Annotated in this window: 20 protein-coding genes; 10 read left to right on the top strand and 10 right to left on the bottom strand. The window is 69.7% G+C overall.

Going from position 1 to position 20,219, the window contains the following annotated elements; all coding sequences use genetic code 11:
* Nucleotides 1-6: 6 nt before the first annotated feature.
* The 5 genes from metG to ACLHG5_RS07685 all read left to right on the top strand — a co-directional run bounded on the left by metG (nucleotide 7) and on the right by ACLHG5_RS07685 (nucleotide 5,306).
* A complete protein-coding gene (metG, locus tag ACLHG5_RS07705; protein WP_411314770.1) occupies nucleotides 7-1,605 on the top strand; it encodes a methionine--tRNA ligase in 1,599 nt (532 codons plus the stop codon).
* Nucleotides 1,606-1,643: 38 nt separating this feature from the next.
* A complete protein-coding gene (locus ACLHG5_RS07700; protein WP_411316270.1) occupies nucleotides 1,644-2,579 on the top strand; it encodes a TatD family hydrolase in 936 nt (311 codons plus the stop codon).
* A gap of 13 nt (nucleotides 2,580-2,592) precedes the next feature.
* Nucleotides 2,593-3,426 (top strand): 16S rRNA (adenine(1518)-N(6)/adenine(1519)-N(6))-dimethyltransferase RsmA, encoded by an 834-nt coding sequence (gene rsmA / locus ACLHG5_RS07695; protein ID WP_411318323.1) that lies wholly within the window; start codon nucleotides 2,593-2,595, stop codon nucleotides 3,424-3,426.
* A gap of 20 nt (nucleotides 3,427-3,446) precedes the next feature.
* Nucleotides 3,447-4,274 (top strand): putative protein N(5)-glutamine methyltransferase, encoded by an 828-nt coding sequence (locus tag ACLHG5_RS07690; protein ID WP_411318322.1) that lies wholly within the window; start codon nucleotides 3,447-3,449, stop codon nucleotides 4,272-4,274.
* A 93-nt stretch (nucleotides 4,275-4,367) separates the two neighbouring features.
* On the top strand, nucleotides 4,368-5,306 hold the full coding sequence (locus tag ACLHG5_RS07685; protein ID WP_411318321.1) for a 4-(cytidine 5'-diphospho)-2-C-methyl-D-erythritol kinase: 939 nt from the start codon (nucleotides 4,368-4,370) through the stop codon (nucleotides 5,304-5,306).
* 10 nt (nucleotides 5,307-5,316) lie between these two features.
* Here the strand turns inward: ACLHG5_RS07685 and ACLHG5_RS07680 are convergent, their stop codons facing one another.
* Nucleotides 5,317-6,855, bottom strand: a complete 1,539-nt coding sequence (locus ACLHG5_RS07680) for a hypothetical protein (RefSeq protein WP_411318320.1) — start codon at nucleotides 6,853-6,855, stop codon at nucleotides 5,317-5,319.
* A 34-nt stretch (nucleotides 6,856-6,889) separates the two neighbouring features.
* Between ACLHG5_RS07680 and moeB the strand changes: the two genes are divergently transcribed.
* The gene (gene moeB, locus ACLHG5_RS07675; RefSeq protein ID WP_411318319.1) at nucleotides 6,890-8,050 is read left to right on the top strand and encodes a molybdopterin-synthase adenylyltransferase MoeB; all 1,161 of its coding nucleotides are present in this window, start codon (nucleotides 6,890-6,892) and stop codon (nucleotides 8,048-8,050) included.
* A 19-nt stretch (nucleotides 8,051-8,069) separates the two neighbouring features.
* Here the strand turns inward: moeB and ACLHG5_RS07670 are convergent, their stop codons facing one another.
* A complete protein-coding gene (locus tag ACLHG5_RS07670) occupies nucleotides 8,070-8,339 on the bottom strand; it encodes a MoaD/ThiS family protein (protein WP_411318428.1) in 270 nt (89 codons plus the stop codon).
* A 13-nt stretch (nucleotides 8,340-8,352) separates the two neighbouring features.
* Nucleotides 8,353-9,435, bottom strand: coding sequence for a GTP 3',8-cyclase MoaA (moaA, locus tag ACLHG5_RS07665; RefSeq protein WP_411318318.1), 1,083 nt, complete (start codon nucleotides 9,433-9,435; stop codon nucleotides 8,353-8,355).
* A 50-nt stretch (nucleotides 9,436-9,485) separates the two neighbouring features.
* Between moaA and ACLHG5_RS07660 the strand changes: the two genes are divergently transcribed.
* Nucleotides 9,486-10,364: a hypothetical protein gene (locus ACLHG5_RS07660; RefSeq protein WP_411318317.1), complete on the top strand. Its 879-nt coding sequence runs from the start codon at nucleotides 9,486-9,488 to the stop codon at nucleotides 10,362-10,364.
* Nucleotides 10,365-10,438: 74 nt separating this feature from the next.
* Here ACLHG5_RS07660 and ACLHG5_RS07655 read toward each other — a convergent pair whose 3' ends face one another.
* Both ACLHG5_RS07655 and ACLHG5_RS07650 read right to left on the bottom strand, forming a co-directional pair.
* Nucleotides 10,439-11,125 (bottom strand): hypothetical protein, encoded by a 687-nt coding sequence (locus tag ACLHG5_RS07655; RefSeq protein WP_411314778.1) that lies wholly within the window; start codon nucleotides 11,123-11,125, stop codon nucleotides 10,439-10,441.
* Nucleotides 11,126-11,234: 109 nt separating this feature from the next.
* Nucleotides 11,235-12,653, bottom strand: a complete 1,419-nt coding sequence (locus tag ACLHG5_RS07650; RefSeq protein WP_411318316.1) for a glycosyltransferase family 87 protein — start codon at nucleotides 12,651-12,653, stop codon at nucleotides 11,235-11,237.
* 108 nt (nucleotides 12,654-12,761) lie between these two features.
* On the opposite strand from ACLHG5_RS07650, the gene ACLHG5_RS07645 reads away from it, so the two are divergent.
* A complete protein-coding gene (locus ACLHG5_RS07645) occupies nucleotides 12,762-14,051 on the top strand; it encodes a molybdopterin-dependent oxidoreductase (RefSeq protein ID WP_411318315.1) in 1,290 nt (429 codons plus the stop codon).
* A complete protein-coding gene (locus ACLHG5_RS07640) occupies nucleotides 14,048-14,554 on the top strand; it encodes a hypothetical protein (protein ID WP_411314781.1) in 507 nt (168 codons plus the stop codon). Before ACLHG5_RS07645 ends, ACLHG5_RS07640 begins: the two co-directional genes overlap by 4 nt.
* Here the strand turns inward: ACLHG5_RS07640 and ACLHG5_RS07635 are convergent.
* Genes ACLHG5_RS07635 through ACLHG5_RS07625 form a run of 3 tightly spaced genes read right to left on the bottom strand, consistent with a single transcriptional unit; the run spans nucleotide 14,497 to nucleotide 16,615 of the window.
* Nucleotides 14,497-15,225, bottom strand: a complete 729-nt coding sequence (locus ACLHG5_RS07635; protein ID WP_411314782.1) for a class I SAM-dependent methyltransferase — start codon at nucleotides 15,223-15,225, stop codon at nucleotides 14,497-14,499. The genes ACLHG5_RS07640 and ACLHG5_RS07635 overlap by 58 nt on opposite strands.
* Entirely contained in the window at nucleotides 15,222-15,875 is a 654-nt protein-coding gene (locus ACLHG5_RS07630; protein ID WP_411318314.1) for a DUF2064 domain-containing protein, read from the bottom strand. Before ACLHG5_RS07630 ends, ACLHG5_RS07635 begins: the two co-directional genes overlap by 4 nt.
* Nucleotides 15,872-16,615 carry a glycosyltransferase family 2 protein gene (locus tag ACLHG5_RS07625; RefSeq protein WP_411316272.1) on the bottom strand — a complete coding sequence of 248 codons (744 nt, stop codon included), beginning with the start codon at nucleotides 16,613-16,615 and terminating at the stop codon, nucleotides 15,872-15,874. Before ACLHG5_RS07625 ends, ACLHG5_RS07630 begins: the two co-directional genes overlap by 4 nt.
* Nucleotides 16,616-16,752: 137 nt before the next feature.
* Between ACLHG5_RS07625 and ACLHG5_RS07620 the strand changes: the two genes are divergently transcribed.
* A complete protein-coding gene (locus ACLHG5_RS07620) occupies nucleotides 16,753-18,318 on the top strand; it encodes a molybdopterin-dependent oxidoreductase (protein WP_411318313.1) in 1,566 nt (521 codons plus the stop codon).
* Here the strand turns inward: ACLHG5_RS07620 and ACLHG5_RS07615 are convergent.
* Nucleotides 18,305-19,360 carry an NAD-dependent epimerase/dehydratase family protein gene (locus ACLHG5_RS07615; protein ID WP_411314785.1) on the bottom strand — a complete coding sequence of 352 codons (1,056 nt, stop codon included), beginning with the start codon at nucleotides 19,358-19,360 and terminating at the stop codon, nucleotides 18,305-18,307. The genes ACLHG5_RS07620 and ACLHG5_RS07615 overlap by 14 nt on opposite strands.
* A complete protein-coding gene (locus ACLHG5_RS07610; protein ID WP_411318312.1) occupies nucleotides 19,360-20,208 on the bottom strand; it encodes an MTAP family purine nucleoside phosphorylase in 849 nt (282 codons plus the stop codon). Before ACLHG5_RS07610 ends, ACLHG5_RS07615 begins: the two co-directional genes overlap by 1 nt.
* Nucleotides 20,209-20,219: the final 11 nt, after the last annotated feature.

Below are 20,219 nucleotides of genomic sequence, written 5' to 3'. Positions count from 1 at the left end.
GGTCGAATGGCCGCCGGAGACTCTTTCTATATAGCGACCCCCATCTTCTACGTCAACGACGTTCCCCACATCGGGCACGCGTACACCGAGGTGGCGGCAGACGTGTTGGCCAGGTGGCACCGCCAGAGCGGTGACGACACCTGGTTGCTCACGGGAACCGACGAGCACGGCCAGAAGATCCTGCGCACCGCCGTCGCCAACGACACGACGCCGAAGGCCTGGGCAGACAAGCTCGTCGAGGAGTCGTGGCTTCCCCTGCTCGAAACCATCAACATCCAGAACGACGACTTCATCCGCACGACGGATGAGCGCCACGAGACCGCGGCGACGATCTTTCTGCAGAAGCTCTACGACGACGGCTTCATCTATTCGGGCGAATACGAGGGCTACTACTGCGTCGGTTGCGAGGAGTACAAGCAACTCGACGATCTCATGGAGACCGAGACGGGCGACTACGCCGGTCAGCTCGTGTGCAAGATCCACACGCGGCCGGTCGAGATCTTGAAGGAGAAGAACTACTTCTTCCGCATGAGCGACTTCCAGCAGCGTCTGCTCGACCTCTACGAGTCGCAGCCCGATTTCATCCAGCCCGAGAGCGTGCGCAACGAGATCATCTCGTTCGTGCGGTCGGGCCTGCAAGACCTCTCGGTGTCGCGCTCGAGCTTCGACTGGGGCATCACCATCCCGTGGGATGAGGAGCACGTCGTCTACGTGTGGTTCGAGGCCCTCCTGAACTACATCACCGCGATCGGGTACGGCACCGACGACGAGAACTTCCGCCGCCGTTGGCCCGCCGTGCAACTCGTCGGCAAAGACATCGCGCGTTTCCACGCCGTCATCTGGCCCGCGATGCTCATGGCGGCGGGGCTCGATGTGCCGAAGCGCGTGTTCGGTCACGGCTGGTTGCTCGTCGGCGGCGAGAAGATGTCGAAGTCGAAGCTCACGGGCATCGCGCCGAGCCAGATCACCGAGACGTTCGGGGTCGACGCCTTCCGCTACTACTTCATGAGCGCCATCCACTTTGGGCAGGACGGCTCGTTCAGCTGGGAGGATCTGGCGGCGCGCTACCAGTCGGAGCTCGCGAACGGGTTCGGCAACCTCGCGTCGCGCGTCATCGCGATGATCAACAAGTATTTCGACGGCGTCGTTCCGCACGGCACCGACTACACCGAGGCCGATCTCGAGGTCCAGCGCGTGGTGCGCGAGGCCGCCGAGGGGGCGGATGTCGCGATGGAGTCGTTCGCGATCCACGATGCCGTGGCGCGCATCTGGACCATCGTCGAGGAGCTCAACGGATACATCACCGTGCAGGAGCCGTGGGCGCTCGCGAAAGACGAGGCCAAGCGGGATCGCCTCGCGACGGTTCTCTACACTGCGGCCGACGGTCTGCGGGCTCTCGCGGTGCTGCTCTCGCCGGTGATCCCCGATGCGACCCACAAGCTCTGGGGCGCGATCGGTGCGCAGCCCGAGCTCGGCAACCTCACCGACCAGGTGATCGTCGACGCCGGCCACTGGGGCCAGTTGCCTTCGGGCACGCGCGTGCACTCGATCGACGCGCTCTTTCCGCGCATCGAGTCTCCCGAGCCCGCGGGAGCCGCGTCGTGAGCGCCGACGGGGCGACGGGCGCATCGCCGTCGAACTACATCCGCACGCGCGAATCCCGCGCGGAGCACGGGCAGACCCGCGACTTGACCTACCCGCCGCTTCCGCCCGCCCTTGTCGTGCCGTGCTACGACAACCACGCGCACCTCGAGATCGCCGACGGTGACGACCCTCTCGACTACCTGCAGCAGCTCGACATGGCGTCGAGCGTCGGCATCCGCGGCGTCGTGCAGGTGGGCGGCGACCTCGAGACGTCGCGCTGGTCGGCCGAGATGGCGGCGAGGGAACCGCGCATGCTCGCGGCCGTCGCCATCCACCCCAACGAGGCTCCGGCATACGAGGCCGCGGGCACCCTCGACGCGGCGCTCGCCGAGATCGACGAGCTCGCGTCGCGCCCGCGCGTGCGTGCCGTCGGCGAGACGGGCCTCGACTACTTCCGCACCGACGAGTCGGGTCGCGGCGCCCAGCACCGCGCGTTCGAGGCGCACATCGAGATCGCCAAGAAGCACGATCTCGCGATGCAGATCCACGATCGCGACGCCCACGACGACGTCATCGAGACCCTGCTGAGGGTCGGCGCTCCTGAGCGCACCGTCTTCCACTGCTTCTCGGGTGATGCGGCGATGGCGAAGGTGTGCGCCGACAACGGCTGGTATCTCTCGTTCGCAGGAACGGTCACGTTCAAGAACTCGGTCGCGCTGCGCGAGGCGCTCGAGGTCATCCCGCGCGACCGCATCCTCGTCGAGACGGACTCGCCGTTCCTGACCCCCATCCCCTACCGCGGCCGACCGAATTCGCCCTACCTCGTGCCGATCACGCTGCGGTTCATGGCCGAGCACCTCGGCACCGACGTCTCGATGCTCGCGGCGCAGATCTCGTCGAACACCGAGCTCGTCTACGGCTCGTGGGACGCCGAACCGGTGACCCAGGGCGACGCGGAGTGGGACGACCAGGTCGACCCCTCCGAGGTCGCGTGAGGCGGATGCTCGCGTGAGCACCCTCCTCGGACCCGCCGAGATCCGCGACCTCGCCGACCTCCTGGGCATCCAGCCGACGAAGAAGCTCGGCCAGAACTTCGTCATCGACGCCAACACGGTGCGCCGCATCGTCAAGGCCGCGGGGGTGCGTGAGACCGATTCGGTCGTCGAGATCGGCCCGGGGCTCGGATCGCTCACCCTCGGGTTGCTCGAGGTCGCGCGCTCGGTCGTCGCGGTCGAGATCGACACGCGTCTCGCCGCGCAGCTGCCGCTCACGGTCGAGCAACTGCAACCCGGTGCCGCGCTCACGGTCGTCACGGCCGACGCCATGGGCGTCACGGAGCTGCCGGACGAGCCGACCGTGCTCGTCGCCAACCTGCCGTACAACATCTCCGTTCCCGTGCTCCTGCACTTTCTCGAGACGTTCCGCGGCCTCCGCTCGGGCCTCGTCATGGTGCAGGCCGAGGTCGGGCAGCGCCTGGCGGCGGGCCCGGGGTCGAAGGTCTACGGAAGCCCGAGCGTCAAGGCGGCGTGGTTCGGTTCGTGGGGAACCTCCGGGCTCGTGAGCCGCCAGGTGTTCTGGCCCGTGCCGAATGTCGACTCGATTCTCGTGTCGTTCACGAGGCACGTGGCCGAACCCGGCACCGAGGAGGAGCGCCTCGCGACGTTCGCGCTCGTCGATGCGGCGTTCCAGCAGCGCCGCAAGATGATGCGGCAGGCCCTCGCCGAGGTCCTCGGCGGGTCTGCCGCAGCGAGCGAGCGGATGCTGCGCGCCGGGGTCGACCCGACGACGCGCGGCGAGCAGCTCACGGTGCACGACTTCCTCGCGATCGCGCGCGCGGCCTAGACGATGCTCGCCGGGGGACGATGACGGCCGACCTCGTGGCGACGCTCCGCGCGGCGGGGTGTGTGTTCGCGGAGGAGGAGGCGGCTGTCATCCTCGGTTCCGCGCGAGACGACGCCGAGGTGCGGCACATGGTCGCCTCGCGGGTCGCGGGGATGCCGCTCGAACACGTCGTCGGATGGGTCGAGTTCCTCGGGCGTCGCGTGCGCGTGGTGCCCGGGGTGTTCGTGCCGCGCCGACGCACCGAGGCCCTCGCGCTCGCCGCGATAGACCGTGCGCAGGAGAGGGCGGCCGCGCATTCGTCGGCGGAGGAGCGGTCGCGCGCGACGCAGGGCACCGTGACCGTCGTCGAGCTGTGTTGCGGTGCCGCGGCGGTCGCCGCGGCGGTCGCGGCATCCGTTCCGACGGCGAGCGTGATCGCCGCCGACCTCGACCCTGTGGCGGTGCGGTGCGCGCACGACACGCTCGAGCCTCTCGGGGGCCGGGTGTTGCTCGGCGACCTGTTCGACACGCTGCCCTCGACGCTGCGCGGCGGGGTCGACGTGCTCATCGCGAACGCGCCGTATGTGCCGACCGGAGCGATCGCGACGATGCCCGCCGAGGCGCGCGAGCACGAGCCCGCCCTCGCGCTCGACGGCGGCAGCGACGGGCTCGATCTCCACCGCCGCATCGCCGGCGGGGCCGCGGAGTGGCTCGCGCCTGACGGGGTCGTGCTCATCGAGACGAGCGCCGGGCAGGCTGGAGCCACCGCGCGGCTTCTCGAGAGCGGGGGGTTCGCGGTGTCGATTGAGACCGACGCCGGCCGCGGCGCGACGATCGCCGTGGGTGTTCACGCCGCGACGCTGCCCTGACCGACCATGGAGCTGCCACAGACGGGGCCCCGCACTCACCCGGGCCCGCGACCGCGGGGGGAGCGCCGCCCTCGCCTCGACTAGGTTGGAGCAATGACAACCTCGGCCGCGACGCGAGTGGTACACACGCGAGCACCGGGCAAGATCAACGTCTTTCTCAAAGTCGGTTCACTGCTCGACGACGGCTACCACGACGTCGCGACCGCCTACCAGGCCGTCTCGATCTTCGAAGACGTGCGGGCGAGCGCCGCCGACGACTTCTCGGTGTCGTTCACGGGGCCCATCGACACGACGGGGTTGCCCGTCGACGGATCGAATCTCGCCATCCGCGCCGCGACCCTGCTCGCGCACACGGTGGGATACCGCGGGGGAGTGCACCTCGAGATCGAGAAGCACGTGCCGATCGCGGGCGGAATGGGTGGAGGGTCGGCGGATGCCGCGGCCGCCCTTCTCGCGTGCGACACCCTGTGGGGAACCGACCTCGGTCGCGACGAGTTGCTCGCGCTCGCCCGGCAGCTCGGCGCCGACGTGCCGTTCGCGTTTCTCGGTGGCACGGCGATCGGCACGGGACGCGGTGACCAGTTGAGCCCCGCCCTCGCGAAGGGGCAGTTCCAGTGGGTGTTCGCGCTCGCCGACTTCGGTCTGTCGACCCCCGAGGTGTATCGCGAGCTCGACCGGCACCGCGACCGTCACGCCCAGGACATCTTCCCGGCCGAAGCGCAACCGCAGGTCGACACCGAGGTGCTGCAGGCTCTGCGAGCCGGTGACCCCCACATGCTCGCCGAGGCACTCCACAACGACCTCCAGGCGCCGGCTCTGCACCTCGAGCCGGAGCTCGCGGCCGTCATCGAGCTCGGCGAGGAGAACGGGGCGCTCGCGGGGATGATCTCCGGTTCGGGCCCGACCGTCGCGTTCCTCGCGGCCGATCTCGACAGCGCTCTCGAACTGCAGATCGCGCTGAGCGCCGCGCGCCTGACCGTCGCACGGGCGACCGGTCCCGTGCACGGCGCGCGCATCATCACGACCGGCTAGCGGCTAGCGGCTAGCGGCGAGCGCTCTCGGGTGCCCGCGGTTCGTAGCGCACGACGTTGACGTCGGTGAACGACCACTCGCCCGTGACCTCCCACCCGATCGTGTCGAGCGTCGCCGCGGTGTCGTCGCGCAGGTCGCGTTTGACGCTCGTGATGAGGTAGGCGACATCCGTGCCGTCGAGATGGTCGAGGGAGTCCTCGAGCGGGTGGAAGGTCTCCCACAGCTGACCGGTCTGCCCGGCGGGTGTGTCGAGGGTCACGTCGACGGTGCCGTCGAACGGTGCGGGGTAGGAGTAGGCGATCACGCGCGAGGTCGCCGTCGGGTGGTAGCGCACCCACCCGTAGATGATCGCGGTCGTGCCCTCGGCCGACTCCGAGCGCCGCTCGTCGGCGACGAACTGAGCGACCTCGCTCCACGACGACTCCTGTTTCGCCTCGGGGAGGCGGGTCTCGACGAACGACGGCACCGCGAGGGCCACGAGACTCGCGACCGTCACGACGACGAGGGGGCGCGAGGGGATCGCCGCGACGGCTGCCGCCATGAGGATCGCCACGAACGGGATGCACATCACGAGGTAGCGCGGGCTGTAGATGGGGGAGTAGAGCTCCGTCGCGACGAGAAGGGATGCCGTCGGCACGATGAGCAGGGGCACGACGACCGCGATGAGCGAGAAGCCGCGCGCACGGCGGAACAGCGCGATCGCGGCGAGGATCATGAGAGCCCACCCGGCGATCGCGAACTCGGTGCTCCCGTAGAACCACTGCGTGCGGAACACGTACCTGACCGTCTCGCGGCTGAGCGGGTCGATCCACGACAGCTGCCCCGATTGCCCCACGACCGTCGCCGCGAACGGCAGGATCGCGACCGCCGAGGCCGCACTCGCGGCGAGCCAGCGTCGGAACACGGGCACGGCCTCGCGGCGCTGGGTCGCGAGCCACCACACCATCGTCACCGCGTGGGCGACGACGACGAGCGCGAGGTAGATGAAGAACAAGCAGCCCACGACGATCGTCACGCCGTAGACGACCCACCACGCTCGCGTCGTCGACCGGCGGGCGATGACGAACACGAGGGTCACGAGCACGGCGAAGAGGGCGCTCATCGCGTAGGACCGCGCCTCGATGCCCATCCAGGTCGCTCGCGGCAGAAGACAGAACACGACCCCCGCGAGCACCGCGAGTCGCTCGGTCGTGAAGTGGCGCGCGAGAAGCACCGTGAGTGCCGCGGTCACTCCCGTCGCGACCGCGCTCGGGGCACGGATGGCGAACGGCGAATAGCCGACGACGTCGACGATCGCGTGGATGAGCACGTAATACGCGCCGTGCACGGCGTCGACGCTCTGCAGCATGAGCCACAGCTCGGGCCAACTGCGCGTGACCGCCGTGATCGTCGCGGCCTCGTCGTACCAGATCGACGGGGTCGTGATGCCGACGAGCGACACGACGAGCGCGAGCACCCCCACCGCGACGGGCGCGAGGGCCGGGTGACGCTGCACGCGGCTCGATAGACTGGCGAGGCGTTCATCCGCCCGCTTCAGGAGGTCAGTCATCGTCGCTCTGCCCGCCCTCGTCGACGCGTCGGGAGTGCTCGGCCGCGACGCGCTCGAGCGGTCGTCGCGCACCATCGCGCTCCCCGGCATCGGCATAGACGGGCAGTCCAGGCTCGCGGCCGCGCGCGTGCTCGTGATCGGGGCCGGGGGCCTCGGTTCGCCCGTGCTGCACTATCTCGCGGCGGCGGGTGTCGGCGCGATCGGCATCGTCGACTTCGACACGGTCGACCTCTCCAATCTGCAGCGCCAGGTCATCCACCGCACGGCGAGCGTCGGCGACCTCAAGACCGCGAGCGCCGCGCGTTCCATCGGCGAGCTCAATCCGCTCGTGGCGGTCGAGACCCACGACGTGCGGCTCACGCGGGAGAACGCCCTCGAGCTCGTGCGCGACTACGACCTCGTCATCGACGGCAGCGACAACTTCGCCACGCGCTATCTCGCCAACGACGCGGCGGCGATCGCGCGAGTGCCCTACGTGTGGGGTTCGGTCTACCGCTTCGACGGCCAAGTGACCGTGTTCTGGGAGGGCGCGCCCGACGGGCTCTCGATCGACTATCGCGACCTGCACCCGACACCGCCCGACCCCGGGCTCGTGCTGTCGTGCGACGAAGCGGGCGTGCTCGGCGCCGTGTGCGGCACGATCGGGTCGATGATGGCGGTCGAGGCGATCAAACTCATCACGGGAACCGGCGACGTGCTGCTCGGGCGCGTGCAGATCTTCGACGCCCTCGAGGCGCGTTGGCGCGAACTGGGCGTTCGCAGACATCCCGACCGCGAGCCCGTCACCGAGCTCATCGATTACGACGCGTTCTGCGGGGTCCGCGCGGCGGGGGCGGGGCCGACGATCGAGGCGGGTGCCCTGCGCAGCGCGCTGCGAGACGCGGGCACTGTCACGCTCGTCGACGTGCGCGAACCCTATGAGCACGATCTCGCGAGCATCGCGGGAGACTCTCTCGTTCCCCTCGGCAGCCTCGTCGACGATCCGTCTCTCATCGGTGATCCGTCGCTCACCGACGGTTGGCCCGTCGTCGTGTACTGCCAGACCGGCGTGCGGTCGGGTCGAGCCGTCGAGGTCTTGCGCGCCGCGGGTGTCGAGGCCGTGTCGCTCCGAGGCGGCATCCGTGCGTGGCTCGAGTCGGATCCGGTCGAGTCGGATCCTGTCGAGTCGGAGCCGGTGACGGTCGCGCGGGCCTGACCCGACCGGCGCACGGCGGTCACCCACCCGCGAAGGGAGGGAGCACGTCGACGGTCGCTCCGCTCGCGAGCTCGACCGTGCGGTCGGTCGTCGCGAGGCCGTCGACGAGGAACGAGCATCGCGAGAGCACCCGCTCGAGATCGGACCCGGTCGGGGTCAGGGCGCCGTCGGAGCGCACGAGCTCGGTTGCGGCGTCGAGCGCCTCGGCGAGGGTCGGCGAGCCGCCGATGTCCTCGAGTTCGAGCGTGTCTCGACCGGTTGCGGCACGCGCGGCCGCGAAGAAGCGCATCGTGATCACCGCGTCATCCGCCGATCGCGCTCATCGATCGCGCGGGCTGCACGAACTGGTCGGTGTCGAGGCCGTGGCCCGCGGGCTTCGCCCACATCGCGTCTTGCCACAGTCGCGCGAGTTCGCCGTCGCTCGCGCCGGAGCGGAGCGGCGCGAGGAGGTCGGTCTCGGTGTGCGAGAAGAGGCAGCTGCGCACTCCTCCCTCGGCCGTGAGGCGCACGCGGCGGCAGTCGGCGCAGAACGGTTCGGAGACCGACGCGATGATTCCGACGAGCCCGAGGTGCTCTCCCGTCGTGTCTCCGCGCGGGTAGACGCGGAAGAGTTCGGCCGGGGCACCGTCGCGGGGTTCGATGTCGGGCACGAGGCTGAAGCGTTCGCCGATGCGCTGGCGGATCTCGGCGGCGGAGATCATGGTCGTGCGTTCCCAGGCGTGGTCGGCGTCGAGGGGCATCTGCTCGATGAATCGCAACTGGTGTCCGCGCTCGAGAGACCACGCGAGGAGGTCGGCGGCCTCCGCGTCGTTGACCCCCCGCAGCAGCACCGCGTTGATCTTCACGGGGGTGAGCCCCGCGGCGGCGGACGCCTCGATCCCCGCGAGCACCCGGTCGAGGAACGGCCGGCGCGTGACCTCGAGAAAAGTCGCGGCGTGCACGGTGTCGAGCGAGACGTTGATGCGGTCGAGCCCGGCCGCCGCGAGGTCCGCTGCGCGCGACGAGAGGCCGATGGCGTTGGTCGTGAGCGAGATCTCGGGGCGGGGGTCGAGAGCGGCGCACGAGCGGATGATGTCGATGAGGTCTTTGCGCAAAAGGGGCTCGCCGCCCGTGAACCTGATCTGTCGCACCCCGAGCTGTTCGACGGCGATGCGTGCGAGGGTCGCGATCTCGTCTGCCTGCAGGAGCGTCGACGCGGGTCGCGTCGGAAGACCCTCCGCAGGCATGCAGTACGTGCAGCGGAGATTGCACCGATCGGTGAGCGAGATGCGCAGGTCGGTCGCGGTGCGACCCCACCGGTCGGCGAGCCCCGCGGTGCCCTCGGGGCGGGGCGGGGTCTCGCGCGTGAGCCCCGGGAGGCGGGGCATTCCGAGTGAGACGCTCATGATTACGAGGGTAGGCGACGATCTCGGGAGCATGCTCCGCACGCATCCCCGTGTTCCGTCGCGCAGAAGCGGGCGACTCCAACGCGACGATCGTCTTCGTTCCGCACCGATTGCGCGGTCTACCGCCCGGCACGCGATACTGGGGCCCCGAACCGGTGAGGGCATCCGCCCTCGACCGCACCCCGTCGGCACTCCCGGAGAATCCCATGGTCGAGCAGAACGAGAACGCGTGGGGATGGGCGCGAACGGTCAACGCGGTCGAGTATCTGATGCGGCGGAGCGACGCGCGCGCCGACATCTTCCCTCAAGACGAGCCACGGGGCGTGATCGACGGCCCGACCCCCGACCGCATCCTCGTCATCGGGGAGGGGACGGCCGTCGGACTCGGTGTTCTGACCTTCGAACTCGCGGTCGCCGCGCACTTCGCTCGTCGACACGCGGCCATCACCGGCAGAGGAGTCGAGTGGGCCGCGCTCGAGGTGCCGGGGTTCCGGCTCACCAACGCCGTCTCCACGATCGACTCGGCGGAGTCCGCTCTCCGCGACGTCGACGTCGTCGTCATCATGCTGGGGATCACCGACACGCTCCTGCTCACCTCCCGCCGACGCTGGCGGGAGGGCATGAGTGCGACCCTCGACGCTCTCCTCGAGCGCATCCCCGCCGAGGCGACCGTTCTCGTCGCCGACGTCTCGCCCATGGAGAAGGTCGTGAGCATCTCGCGGGCGGGTCGAGCGGCGGGCGGGCGCCACGCCCGTGCCCTCAACGCCATCAACCGTGAACTCCTCGAGTCTCGCGCCCGCTGCCTCCGCGTGCCGTTCCCTCCGGAGTTCCTCCACCAGCTCTGGCGACCCGCGGGAGAGCAGACACGGTGGTCGCAGCTCTACGCGGCGTGGGCGACGTCGATGACGGGCGCGCTGGATCGTCGGTGAGCTCGCGCGTCTTCGCGACATGACGAAAGCCCGCCGTGCGTGAGCACGACGGGCTTCCGGGTGGAGCGGAGTTGTTACTCGGCGGCCGATGCGGTGATCTGCGCGATTCCGACGACGAGCTCGTCGGTCACAGCGTCCGTGCCGAAGGTGTCGTTGAGGAGCGGTGCGGCGTCCTCGCTGATGAGAACGGTGGTTCCCTCGAGAACGGCGTTGCCGTCAGCGTCTTCGGTGAGCGGGTTGAGCGTGGTTCCGTCGAGGTTGAAGATGAAGATGTCGTCTCCGACGGCCTCACCGTTCGCGGTCACGGTGCCGAAGAGCTGCGAGGTGCCCGGGTCGATACGGAAGTCGGTCAGCTCGACGACGGTGTCGCCGGCCGTGAGGGAGATTCCCGAACCGTCGTGCTCGATGGAGCCCTGGACGTAGGGACGGTAGTCCTCTTCGGGGTCGTAGTAGTCGACGTTTCCACCGGTGATCGGGAAGGCGAGAACGCCCTCGTCGGAGAGCGTGGCGTCTCCGAGGGTTCCGGGGGTGAGGCCGAGCGACTCGAGGGCCTCGACGAAGCCGGCGTCGAGCGTGACCTGGGTGTCGACACCGTCGAGCTCAGGGATCGAGGCGAGGGGCTCGGGGTCGACCGTGGCCTCTTCCGAGGTGTCCGCGTCATCGGCGGGCTCTTCGGCGGCGTCGGTCGAGCATGCTGCGAGACCACCGACGAGGAGTGCTGCTGCGGCGATTCCGAGAGTGGACTTGTAGAACTTGCGCATGATTTCTCATCCTTAGCTGAAGTGTTTGCGGTTGGTGTTGACAGGAGTTCGCACCCGATCGCGATTCGGTTTGGACGAGTTCGGTTCCGTGACCTTTCCGTTACTTCTATCAGCCAGCACTCAGGGAGTGATCAGTTTTCCGAGTCGTCGGCGAGAGCGGATGACGCAGCCATCCGCCGAGACGCCGCAGCGCCCCGGGGCCCGCGCGGTGCAGCGACATGGCGACGATGAGCACGATCGCGAGCGCGAGGCACAGCCGTGCGAGGTCGACGGAGGGGATGAGGTAGCGCACCGTGAGCGCGGCGGGCACGGCGAGCCACTCCCATCGGCCCGACATCGCGACGACGGGAACGAGCATGAGGGCGTACCAGGGGTAGCGCGGGCTCACGACGAGCAGGGTCACGCCGATCATGACCGCTTGGCCGACCCAGGGGTCGGTCGGGTCGGTCTTCCACCAGACGAGGGCCGCGGTCGCGGCGACGAGAATGACGGCGACGATCGTCGCGGCGGTGCCGGGGAGAACCGTCGAGAGCAGAACGAACCGGTCGCCGCTCGAGTAGCCCTCCTCGGTGAGATATCCGGGGAGGTAACCGAGCACGCCGATGCCGCTCGCGAGGATGTACGGAACGTAGAGCGCGGCGAACGTCGCGATCGACACGGCGATGAGCACGATCGGCCGACGGCGCAGGAGCGCGGGGGCGGCGATCACGGGAATGAGTTTCACGGCGATCGCGGCACCGAGTGCGACGCCCGCCCACACGCGCTTGCCGTTCGCGGCCGCGAGGGTCGCGAGCAGGATGAGCAGTCCGCCGAAGACGTCGATGTGGGAGTTCGTCACGGCCTCGGTGGCCATGAGCGGACTCCACCCCCACAGCGCCGCCCAGCGGGGGTCGCGCCCTCTCGTGTGGAGTGCGCGCAGGAGGATGCCCGTGATGGCGAGGCTCAGGAGGAGTCCGACGAGTTGCATCGGCCAGTACTGGGGTTCGGGCCCGGTCACGAACCGCACCGCGGCGAAGAGGATCTCGCTCGAGGGAGGGTAGATCGTCGGAACCGTCGCGCGGTTGATGGCCGTGCACACGACCTCGTCGGTCCCCGGTTCGACGGATTGCAGGATGCGCGATCCCTCGCACTCGAGCTCGCCGTCGGCGCCGACGACGGGGTCGGGAAACAACCAGTCGGTGCGGAGGTCGGCGAGTTCGGGATCGGTCGGAACGAAGTCGTACGGCGAGATTCCGGCGTTCTGCACGATGCCGTCCCACGCGTAGCGTGCCGAGTCGGTGCTCGTGTTCGGGGGGCCGGCCATCGCCGCACCCCCGATCCCGATCGACCCGACGATGACGAGCACGATCGCCGCGCGGCCGCGGACCGAGCGCAGCGCCACGATCGAGGCGACGAAGAGAACCCAGAGGAGAGCGGTGAGGGCCACGAGTGGCCAGAGCCTTCCGCTCTTGTCGTCGTAGTAGGGCAACGCGGTGATCGAGACGACCGTGACGACGGCGCTCGCGGCGAGAAGGAGGCCGGTAATCACGATTCGCACACTTCATCCTGTCTGATGTGCGGTCGGTTCCGAATAAGGGGTGTGCCCGCCATCGAGTCGACAACCACCGTGAGAGGCCTCTCGTGGTGGAATGAGCGCATGCATCGATTGCTGCACGACGTGCGCCGGTCGCTCGCGAGCCCCTCGCGCAACCCGCGCATGGCGACGGTGCTCGGTCGCCTTCTCGCGATCGCGTTCCTCGTGTGCTTCGGCACCGGGCTCTTCAGCCACTATCTGCAGGAACCCCTGCCGTGGATGGTCTTCCCGACCCGCCCCGTGTGGATCTACCAGGTGAGTCAGGGTCTCCACATCACCGCGGGCATCGTGTGCTTCCCGCTTCTGCTCGGCAAGCTCTACACGGTGTTTCCGGAGCTCTTCCAATCGCCGCCCGTGCGATCGGTGCGCCACTTCTTCGAGCGGGCATCGATCGCGGTGTTCGTCGCCGCGTCGATCGTCGAGATCACGATCGGGCTCCTCAACACCTTCCAGCTCTACGCGTTCTTCCCGTTCCCGTTCCGCCAGACCCACTTCGCCCTGTCGTTCGTCGTCATCGGATCGCTCGCGATCCACATCGCGATCAAGCTCCCGACCATCGCGCAGTACTGGCGCAAGCGTGACAGCTACGAGGCCGACGGCTCGGTCGTGCGGATCGCCGAGGCGCCCCAGTCGGGCGAACACGACGGGCGCGACCGCGAGGTCGTCCTCGACTCCCCGCACACGACGGGCGTCACCGGTCGGGTCTTCGCGTGGATCGACAGGGTTCCCGGAACACCGCGCGAGCCGCGCGAGGCACGCACGAGCCGGCGGGGGTTCCTCGCGGCCATCGGGTTGTCTGCCGCTGCCCTCGTCGTCTTCACGGGGGGTCAGTCGTTCCGCGTGCTCGACGGCACCAATCTCTTCGCCCCCCGCAAGCAGGGTGTGGGCCCGAACGACCTCCCTGTCAACCGCACGGCCCGCGCCGCGGATGTGCTCGAGACGGCGGTGGATCCGGGCTGGACGCTCACGGTCAGCAACGGCTCGACGTCGCGAGTCCTGTCACGCGACGAGCTCCTCGCCCTCCCGCAGTACGACGTGGAACTGCCGATCGCGTGCGTCGAGGGGTGGAGCCAATCGGCCCGGTGGCGAGGTCCGCGAATGCGCGATCTCGCCGACCTCGTGGGCGCCGAGCCCGGCGCGAGGTTCCGCGCCACGAGCCTCGAGGAGGGGAGTATCTATGCCGTCATGGAGATGGGTGCCGAATACGTGCGAGACGATCTCACCCTCGTCGCGCTCGAACTCAACGGGTCCGAGCTCGACATCGACCACGGATACCCCGCGCGCATGATCGCGCCGGCCCGCCCCGGAGTGCTGCAGACCAAGTGGCTGAGCCGACTCGAGGTGATCTCGTGACGACGGCGCACACGCACGCAGAGCATCCGCCTCGCGACGTGTCGAGGGCCATGCAGGCCTGGCGCACGGGGCTCGTGATCGTCGGTATCGCCCTCATCGTGCTCGGAGGCTTCGTCGTGGTCGACCTCGTGAGGCCCTCGGGATGGCTCGGAATCGGCGTGTGGCTTCTCGGAGCGCTCGTCATCCACGACGGCATCATCTCGATGGGGGTCGTCGTCGGCAATCTCGTTCTGCGCTCGACCGGACGCCGGGTTCCCCTCGGTGCTCTCGCGATCTTCCAGGCCGCGGTCGTGGTCGGCGCGGTCGTTGCGCTCGTCGCGGTTCCCGGAATCTACAAGAGCGCGATCGGCGCCAACAACCCGACGGTCGTGCCCCTCGACTACGCCTCGAACTTCGTCTGGTTCCTCGTGGGACTCGCCGTCGTGACGGCGATCGCCCTCGCGGGCTACGCGGTGCTCGCGGCGAGGCGGCAGAAAGCGCGACCCTCGAGCTCCCACGACTGACGCACCGCGAGCCCGAGAGGTTCCGCGCGGCGCACGAGGGCTGCGAAGCCGACCTCGGCCCACGGGAAGGGGGCGCTCTCGCGCCCGTCGGTGTCGACGAGGCGGCCCGTGTAGGTGTTGTCGACGTCGTGTCTCGGGTCGACCTCGACGACGATCTCGCCGTCGGGTGCCAGCAGTTGCCGGCAGCGAGCGAGCATCGCGCTCACGTCTCCGCCGATCCCGATGTTGCCGTCGACGAGGAGAGCGGTCTGCCACGCACCCATCGCGGGGATGTCGTCGAACACCGAAGCGAGCAGAACGTCGAGCCCCGACTCCCGCGCGATATCGATCGCGGTGGGGGAGACGTCGATGCCGAGCGCCTCGACGCCGAGCGCGGCGGCGGCTCGCACCATCCGCCCCGGCCCGCAGCCGATGTCGAGCACCGGGCCGCGCACGCTCTGCAGCAGCGAGAGGTCCACGGAGTCCGCTGCGGCGTTCCAGCGGGCGACGTCCATGGGGGCTCCCGCAAGGCGCCCGCGGTGGGTCGCGTGCAGGAAGAGCACGGGGGAGTCGGCATCGCGCAGGGCCACCGCGTAGGGCTCCGACCCGCCGGAACCGAACGTCGCCGACGGGTCGTCGGTCGACGTCGATGCGCGCGAGTCGAGAGAGGCGGTGTCTTCGGCGATGGTCACAAGCGGTCCTTCGGGGTCGTGTCGGTGAAGCGGGAGAGTGTGCGGGCGAATCGGCTCCCGGGGGCCGTGGCCGCGACCTCCGTCGCGTCGTCGATCGTGTCGACGTCGGTGAGGGTCGGGAGCATCCGCACGGCGAGGCCCGCTCTCTCCAGTCTGCGGAGTTGGTGCTCTCCCGTGTCAGCCCTTGACATCGGGATTCCTCGGAGCAGGTCGCCGCGGGGGCGTCCGTCGCGGGCGTCCGCGAGGCCGAGGCACCAGAAGCCGCCGTCGTTCGCGGGACCGAACCACGCGTCGACGTCGTCGGGCCACGCCTCGAACGCGGGCGCGAGGTCGGCGGCACTCACTTGCGGGGTGTCCATGCCGATGAGCACGGTGGGGCCCTCGACCTCGTCGAACATCGCGCCGAGCCTCGCATCGAGGTCTCCGGGCACTTGAGTGATCACGTCGTAGTGTTCGGAGCCGGGCGGCAGAAGGTTTCCTTCGAAGAGCAACACCCGTCTCGTCGCGGGGAGCTCCGAGACGGCCTCGAGGGTGTCCGCGATCGCGGCAGCGGCGAGCTCCGCAGCCTGCACGAGTGTCAGCGGCGGGTGCAACCGCGTCTTGACGCGCCCGGGGATCGTCTCCTTCGCGATGAGAACGAGTGTCGTCATCGGTTCGTCTCCTCGCGGCGTCCGGGTGTTCGCGGGCGTGCCCGTGTCGCTGACCGCTGCTCTGCTCGCTGGCGAGCGAGCAATCGCGACATGTCTTTGATGGCCACGATCGTGCCGCGCAGGGTGCCCGTGACCTTCGACTTGCCGACTCTCGGTGAATACGGGGTGTCGACCTCGACGATGCGCCACCCCGCGGCGTGCGCCTCGAGCATCATCTCGAGCGGGTAGCCGCTCCGGCGATCGGTCAGGTCGAGCGAGAGCAGACCCTCCCGTCGAGCAGCACGCATGGGACCCAGGTCGTGGAGAGGGATGCCCGTGGCCCGGCGCATCAGAACGGCGAGAGCGAGGTTCGCGATCCGAGCGTGGAGCGGCCACGCCGAGCGCCGTGTCGGTCGACGACGGCCGAGCACGAGATCGCTCGACCGCGCCACGACGGGGTCGACCACGAGGGGGAGGTCGGCGGCATCCATCGAGGCGTCGGCGTCGCAGAACGCGACGACGGGCGCCGTCGCGGCGAGGAGTCCGGCGTGCGCGGCCGACCCGAAACCGCGGCGGGACTCGTGCACGACCGTTGCGCCGTGCGCGAGAGCGACCTCGACGGAGCGATCAGTCGACCCGTTGTCGACGACGATCGCGCGGTATCCCTCGGGCAAGCGCGAGAGCACCGTCGGGAGGGCGCCCTCCTCGTTGAGGCACGGAAAGACGACGTCGACGAGGGCGATCGGCGCAGACGGTTCCATCGCGCCGGATCGTTCGGCGGATTCGGGGTCGAGAGACGGTTCGGTCACCAGTGAAACCCTACGTCCAGTTCCGCCGAGCTCTGCCCGGAGCTCCGGACCGCCGCCGAATGCACAGGATGCGGGCCTAGCCTGACGCCGTGGGATCGTCGAGAGTGTCGCCGCGCACGTGGGCCGCGACCGCGGGAGTCGTGAGTGCCGCAGCGACGCTCGCCGTCGCCGAACTCGTCTCGCTCGTTCTCGGCGGAATCGGCAACCCCATGCTCGCCGTCGGGTCGCTCATCATCGATCTCGTTCCCCCCGGGTTCAAGAGTCTCGTCATCAGCCTCTTCGACACGGCAGACAAACTCGTGCTCTTCGTGTGCCTCGGTGCGGCCGTGCTCGTCGTCGCGGCGATCGCCGGTGTCGTGCAGTGGCGTCGGCCGCCGGTCGGCCTCGTCATCCTCGCGGCCGTCGCGGTCGTCGCCCTCGTCGCCGTGCTCACGCGCGCCGAAGCGACCGCGATCGCGGCGATGCCGACCGTCATGGGGGCGGTGACCGGAGCCGTGCTCCTGCACCTGTCGATCGGTGCTCTCCGCGACTGGGTCGCCGCGGCGTCCACCCGCGCGGCCGTCGTCGCGGATGCCGCACCGCAGTTCGACCGCCGCCGCTTCTTGCGCCTCGTCGCGATCGTCGGCGTCTCGAGTGCCGTCGTCGGCATCGGCGCCCGCGCGCTCAACTCGGCGTCGGCAGCCGTGCGCGACCTCCGAGCCCGCATCCGGTTGCCCGCGGCTGCCGACGTCGCGGTCGCACTCCCCGTCGACCCCGCGGCCGAGGTGAGCGGGCTCTCGTCGTTCGTCACGCCCAACACCGCGTTCTACCGCATCGACACGGCACTGCAGGTGCCCTCCGTCGACCCGAGCGAGTGGCGACTGCGCGTCACGGGCATGGTCGAGCGCGAGATCGAGATGACCTACGACGAGCTCGTCGCCCTCCCGCTCGTCGAGCGCTACGTGACCCTCGCGTGCGTGTCGAACGAGGTCGGAGGCGACCTCATCGGCAACGCCCTCTGGCTCGGCCACCCGCTCCGCGACGTCCTCGCTCGAGCGGTGCCGCTCGAGGGCGCCGACATGGTTCTCTCGACGAGCGTCGACGGGTTCACGGCCTCGACTCCCCTCGACGTTCTGCAGGATGACGACACCGATGCCTTGCTCGCTGTCGGGATGAACGGCGAGCCCCTTCCCCTGCAGCACGGCTTTCCCGTGCGGATGGTCGTCCCCGGCCTCTACGGCTACGTCTCGGCGACGAAGTGGGTCACCGAGTTGAAGGTCACGACCTTCGCCGACGACCTCGCCTACTGGTCGACGCGCGGGTGGACGGAGCGCGGTCCCGTCAAGATCTCGTCGCGCATCGACACCCCGACCTCGCGCTCGACGGTCGAGGCCGGGCGTGTGGTGATCGCCGGAGTCGCCTGGGCGCAGCACACGGGCATCGCGTCGGTCGAGGTGCAGATCGACGGCGGTCGGTGGCGCGAGGCGACACTCGCGACCGACGTCTCGGTCGACACGTGGCTGCAGTGGTGGTTCGAGTGGGAGGCCGAGGTCGGCGACCACGAGATCGTCGTGCGCGCGATGGATGTCGACGGGCTCGTGCAGACCGCCGACATCGCGCCCGTCGTCCCGGACGGCGCGACGGGCCGTCACACGATCGAGCTCAGCGTCGCGTGACCGCCGCGCGGAGCGGTGCCGACGCGAACTCGCGCATCCCCGCCTCGAACGTCATCGTCGGAGCCCACCCGAGTTCGGTCTGAAGCCGCTCCGACGAGGCCGTGATGTGCCGCACGTCACCGAGACGGTACTCGCCGGTCACGATCGGCCGGGGGCCGTTCGCGTGCTCGCTCAACTGCTCGGCCATCTCGCCGATCGTGTGCACGGTGCCGCTGCCGACATTGAAGGCGCGGAACGTCGACTCGTCGCTCGACGCCGTCCAGTCGATCGCCGCGAGGTTGGCGCTCGCGACGTCGCGCACGTGCACGAAGTCGCGTCGCTGAGCGCCGTCTTCGAACACGCGCGGAGCTTCGCCGCGCTCGAGCGACGAGCGGAAGAGAGAGGCGACTCCCGCATACGGCGTGTTCTGCGGCATCCCCGGTCCGTAGACGTTGTGGTAGCGCAGCGCGGCCGCCGACCCTCCCGTCGAGCGCGCCCAGGAGCTCGCGAGATTCTCTTGGGCGAGCTTCGAGAGCGCGTAGACGTTGCGCGGGTCGAGCGGGGCGTCTTCGGCGATGAGTTCGGGCGTGAGCGGGCCGCCGTCGGCGTCGGTCGGGTCGAAGCGCCCCGCGTCGAGGTCGGATCGCCGACGCGCGGCCGGTCTCGTGAGACCCGAGCGGCCCCGATAGCTGCCTTCGCCGTAGACGACCATCGAGCTCGCGACGACGAGCCTCGAGACCCCCGAGGCGCTCATGGCGGCGAGGAGAACGGCCGTGCCGAGATCGTTCGACGAGACGTAGTCCGGTGCGTCGGCGAAGTCGACGCCGAGACCCACTTTGGCGGCCTGGTGGCACACGACCTCGACGCCCGCGAGGGCACCGGCCACGGCATCCGCGTCACGCACGTCGGCACGCACGAACTCGACGCGATCGTCGGCGGCGGGGGGCGCACCGTGCACGTCGTCGCGCAGCGAGTCGAGCACGCGCACGCGCTCGCCGCGCGCGAGGGCGGCCTCGACGACGGCCGAGCCGATGAATCCGCTGCCGCCCGTGACGAGGAGCATCAGGCGGTGACCTGCTGGGCGAGAACAGCCGCGACCTCGTGGGCGGGGATGAGCTCGCGAGCCTCGTAGTCGTCGGGGATCGCGCGGATGACGGTCTCGATCGCGCGCACGATGCGCGGTTGAGCCTCGGCGAGCCGCGCGAACACGAGCTCGGCGCTCACCTCGTCGCCCGCGCCGTCCTCGTCGCCGAGAGCGGGAGCGAGGCCCGCGTCGCCGTCGGTCACGAACGAGAGGTTGACCGTTCCGATGCCGAGCTCGGCCGCGAGCGGAACCTCGGGGTAGAGCGTCATGTTGACGGTGTGGGCGCCCGCCGCGCGGAACCACAGCGACTCGGCGCGAGTCGAGAACCGCGGACCCTGGATGACGACGACCGTGCCGGTCGGCACGACGCGAGCACCGTCGAGTTCGCCCCCGAGAGCGGTCTCGGCGATCGAGTGCAGGGTCGGGCAGAACGGGTCCGCGGCGGCGAGGTGCTGAACCGACCCGCGGTCGTAGAACGTGTCCGCCCGCCCGTGGGTGCGGTCGATGAACTGGTCGGTGAGCACGAACGTTCCGGGTGCGTAGTCGGGGTGGACTCCGCCGACCGCGGCGCTCGACACGATGGCGCGCACCCCGAGCGACGCGAGCGCCCAGATGTTGGCGCGGAAGTTGATGAGGTGCGGCGCGACCGAGTGGTCGACGCCGTGGCGCGTGAGGAACGCGACGGTCGTGTCCGCGAGCGTTCCGATGGTCACGGATGCCGTGCCGTACGGGGTCGCGATGGATCGCTTCTCCGACTCGGCGGGGTCGAAGAGGCTGTAGAGACCGGAGCCTCCGATGACGGCGATGCGCGCGACGGGTTCAGACATGCGCCCAGTCT

Origin of the sequence: Marisediminicola sp. LYQ85, from assembly GCF_046600695.1 — a bacterium.
In the GTDB taxonomy this organism is placed as follows: domain Bacteria; phylum Actinomycetota; class Actinomycetes; order Actinomycetales; family Microbacteriaceae; genus Marisediminicola.
Note: the sequence above shows the minus strand (reverse complement) of the source record. Positions and strands in the feature narration are given on the sequence as shown.

Bases quoted from the DNA above. Each gene is read 5' to 3' on its own strand.
- metG (WP_411314770.1), top strand. From the start codon at position 7: ATGGCCGCCGGAGACTCTTTCTATATAGCGACCCCCATCTTCTACGTC.
- ACLHG5_RS07690 (WP_411318322.1), top strand. From the start codon at position 3,447: ATGACGGCCGACCTCGTGGCGACGCTCCGCGCGGCGGGGTGTGTGTTC.
- ACLHG5_RS07685 (WP_411318321.1), top strand. From the start codon at position 4,368: ATGACAACCTCGGCCGCGACGCGAGTGGTACACACGCGAGCACCGGGC.
- ACLHG5_RS07680 (WP_411318320.1), bottom strand. From the start codon at position 6,855: ATGACTGACCTCCTGAAGCGGGCGGATGAACGCCTCGCCAGTCTATCG.
- ACLHG5_RS07670 (WP_411318428.1), bottom strand. From the start codon at position 8,339: ATGCGCTTCTTCGCGGCCGCGCGTGCCGCAACCGGTCGAGACACGCTC.
- moaA (WP_411318318.1), bottom strand. From the start codon at position 9,435: ATGAGCGTCTCACTCGGAATGCCCCGCCTCCCGGGGCTCACGCGCGAG.
- ACLHG5_RS07655 (WP_411314778.1), bottom strand. From the start codon at position 11,125: ATGCGCAAGTTCTACAAGTCCACTCTCGGAATCGCCGCAGCAGCACTC.
- ACLHG5_RS07645 (WP_411318315.1), top strand. From the start codon at position 12,762: ATGCATCGATTGCTGCACGACGTGCGCCGGTCGCTCGCGAGCCCCTCG.
- ACLHG5_RS07630 (WP_411318314.1), bottom strand. From the start codon at position 15,875: ATGACGACACTCGTTCTCATCGCGAAGGAGACGATCCCCGGGCGCGTC.
- ACLHG5_RS07625 (WP_411316272.1), bottom strand. From the start codon at position 16,615: ATGGAACCGTCTGCGCCGATCGCCCTCGTCGACGTCGTCTTTCCGTGC.
- ACLHG5_RS07615 (WP_411314785.1), bottom strand. From the start codon at position 19,360: ATGCTCCTCGTCACGGGCGGCAGCGGATTCATCGGCTCGGCCGTCGTC.
- ACLHG5_RS07610 (WP_411318312.1), bottom strand. From the start codon at position 20,208: ATGTCTGAACCCGTCGCGCGCATCGCCGTCATCGGAGGCTCCGGTCTC.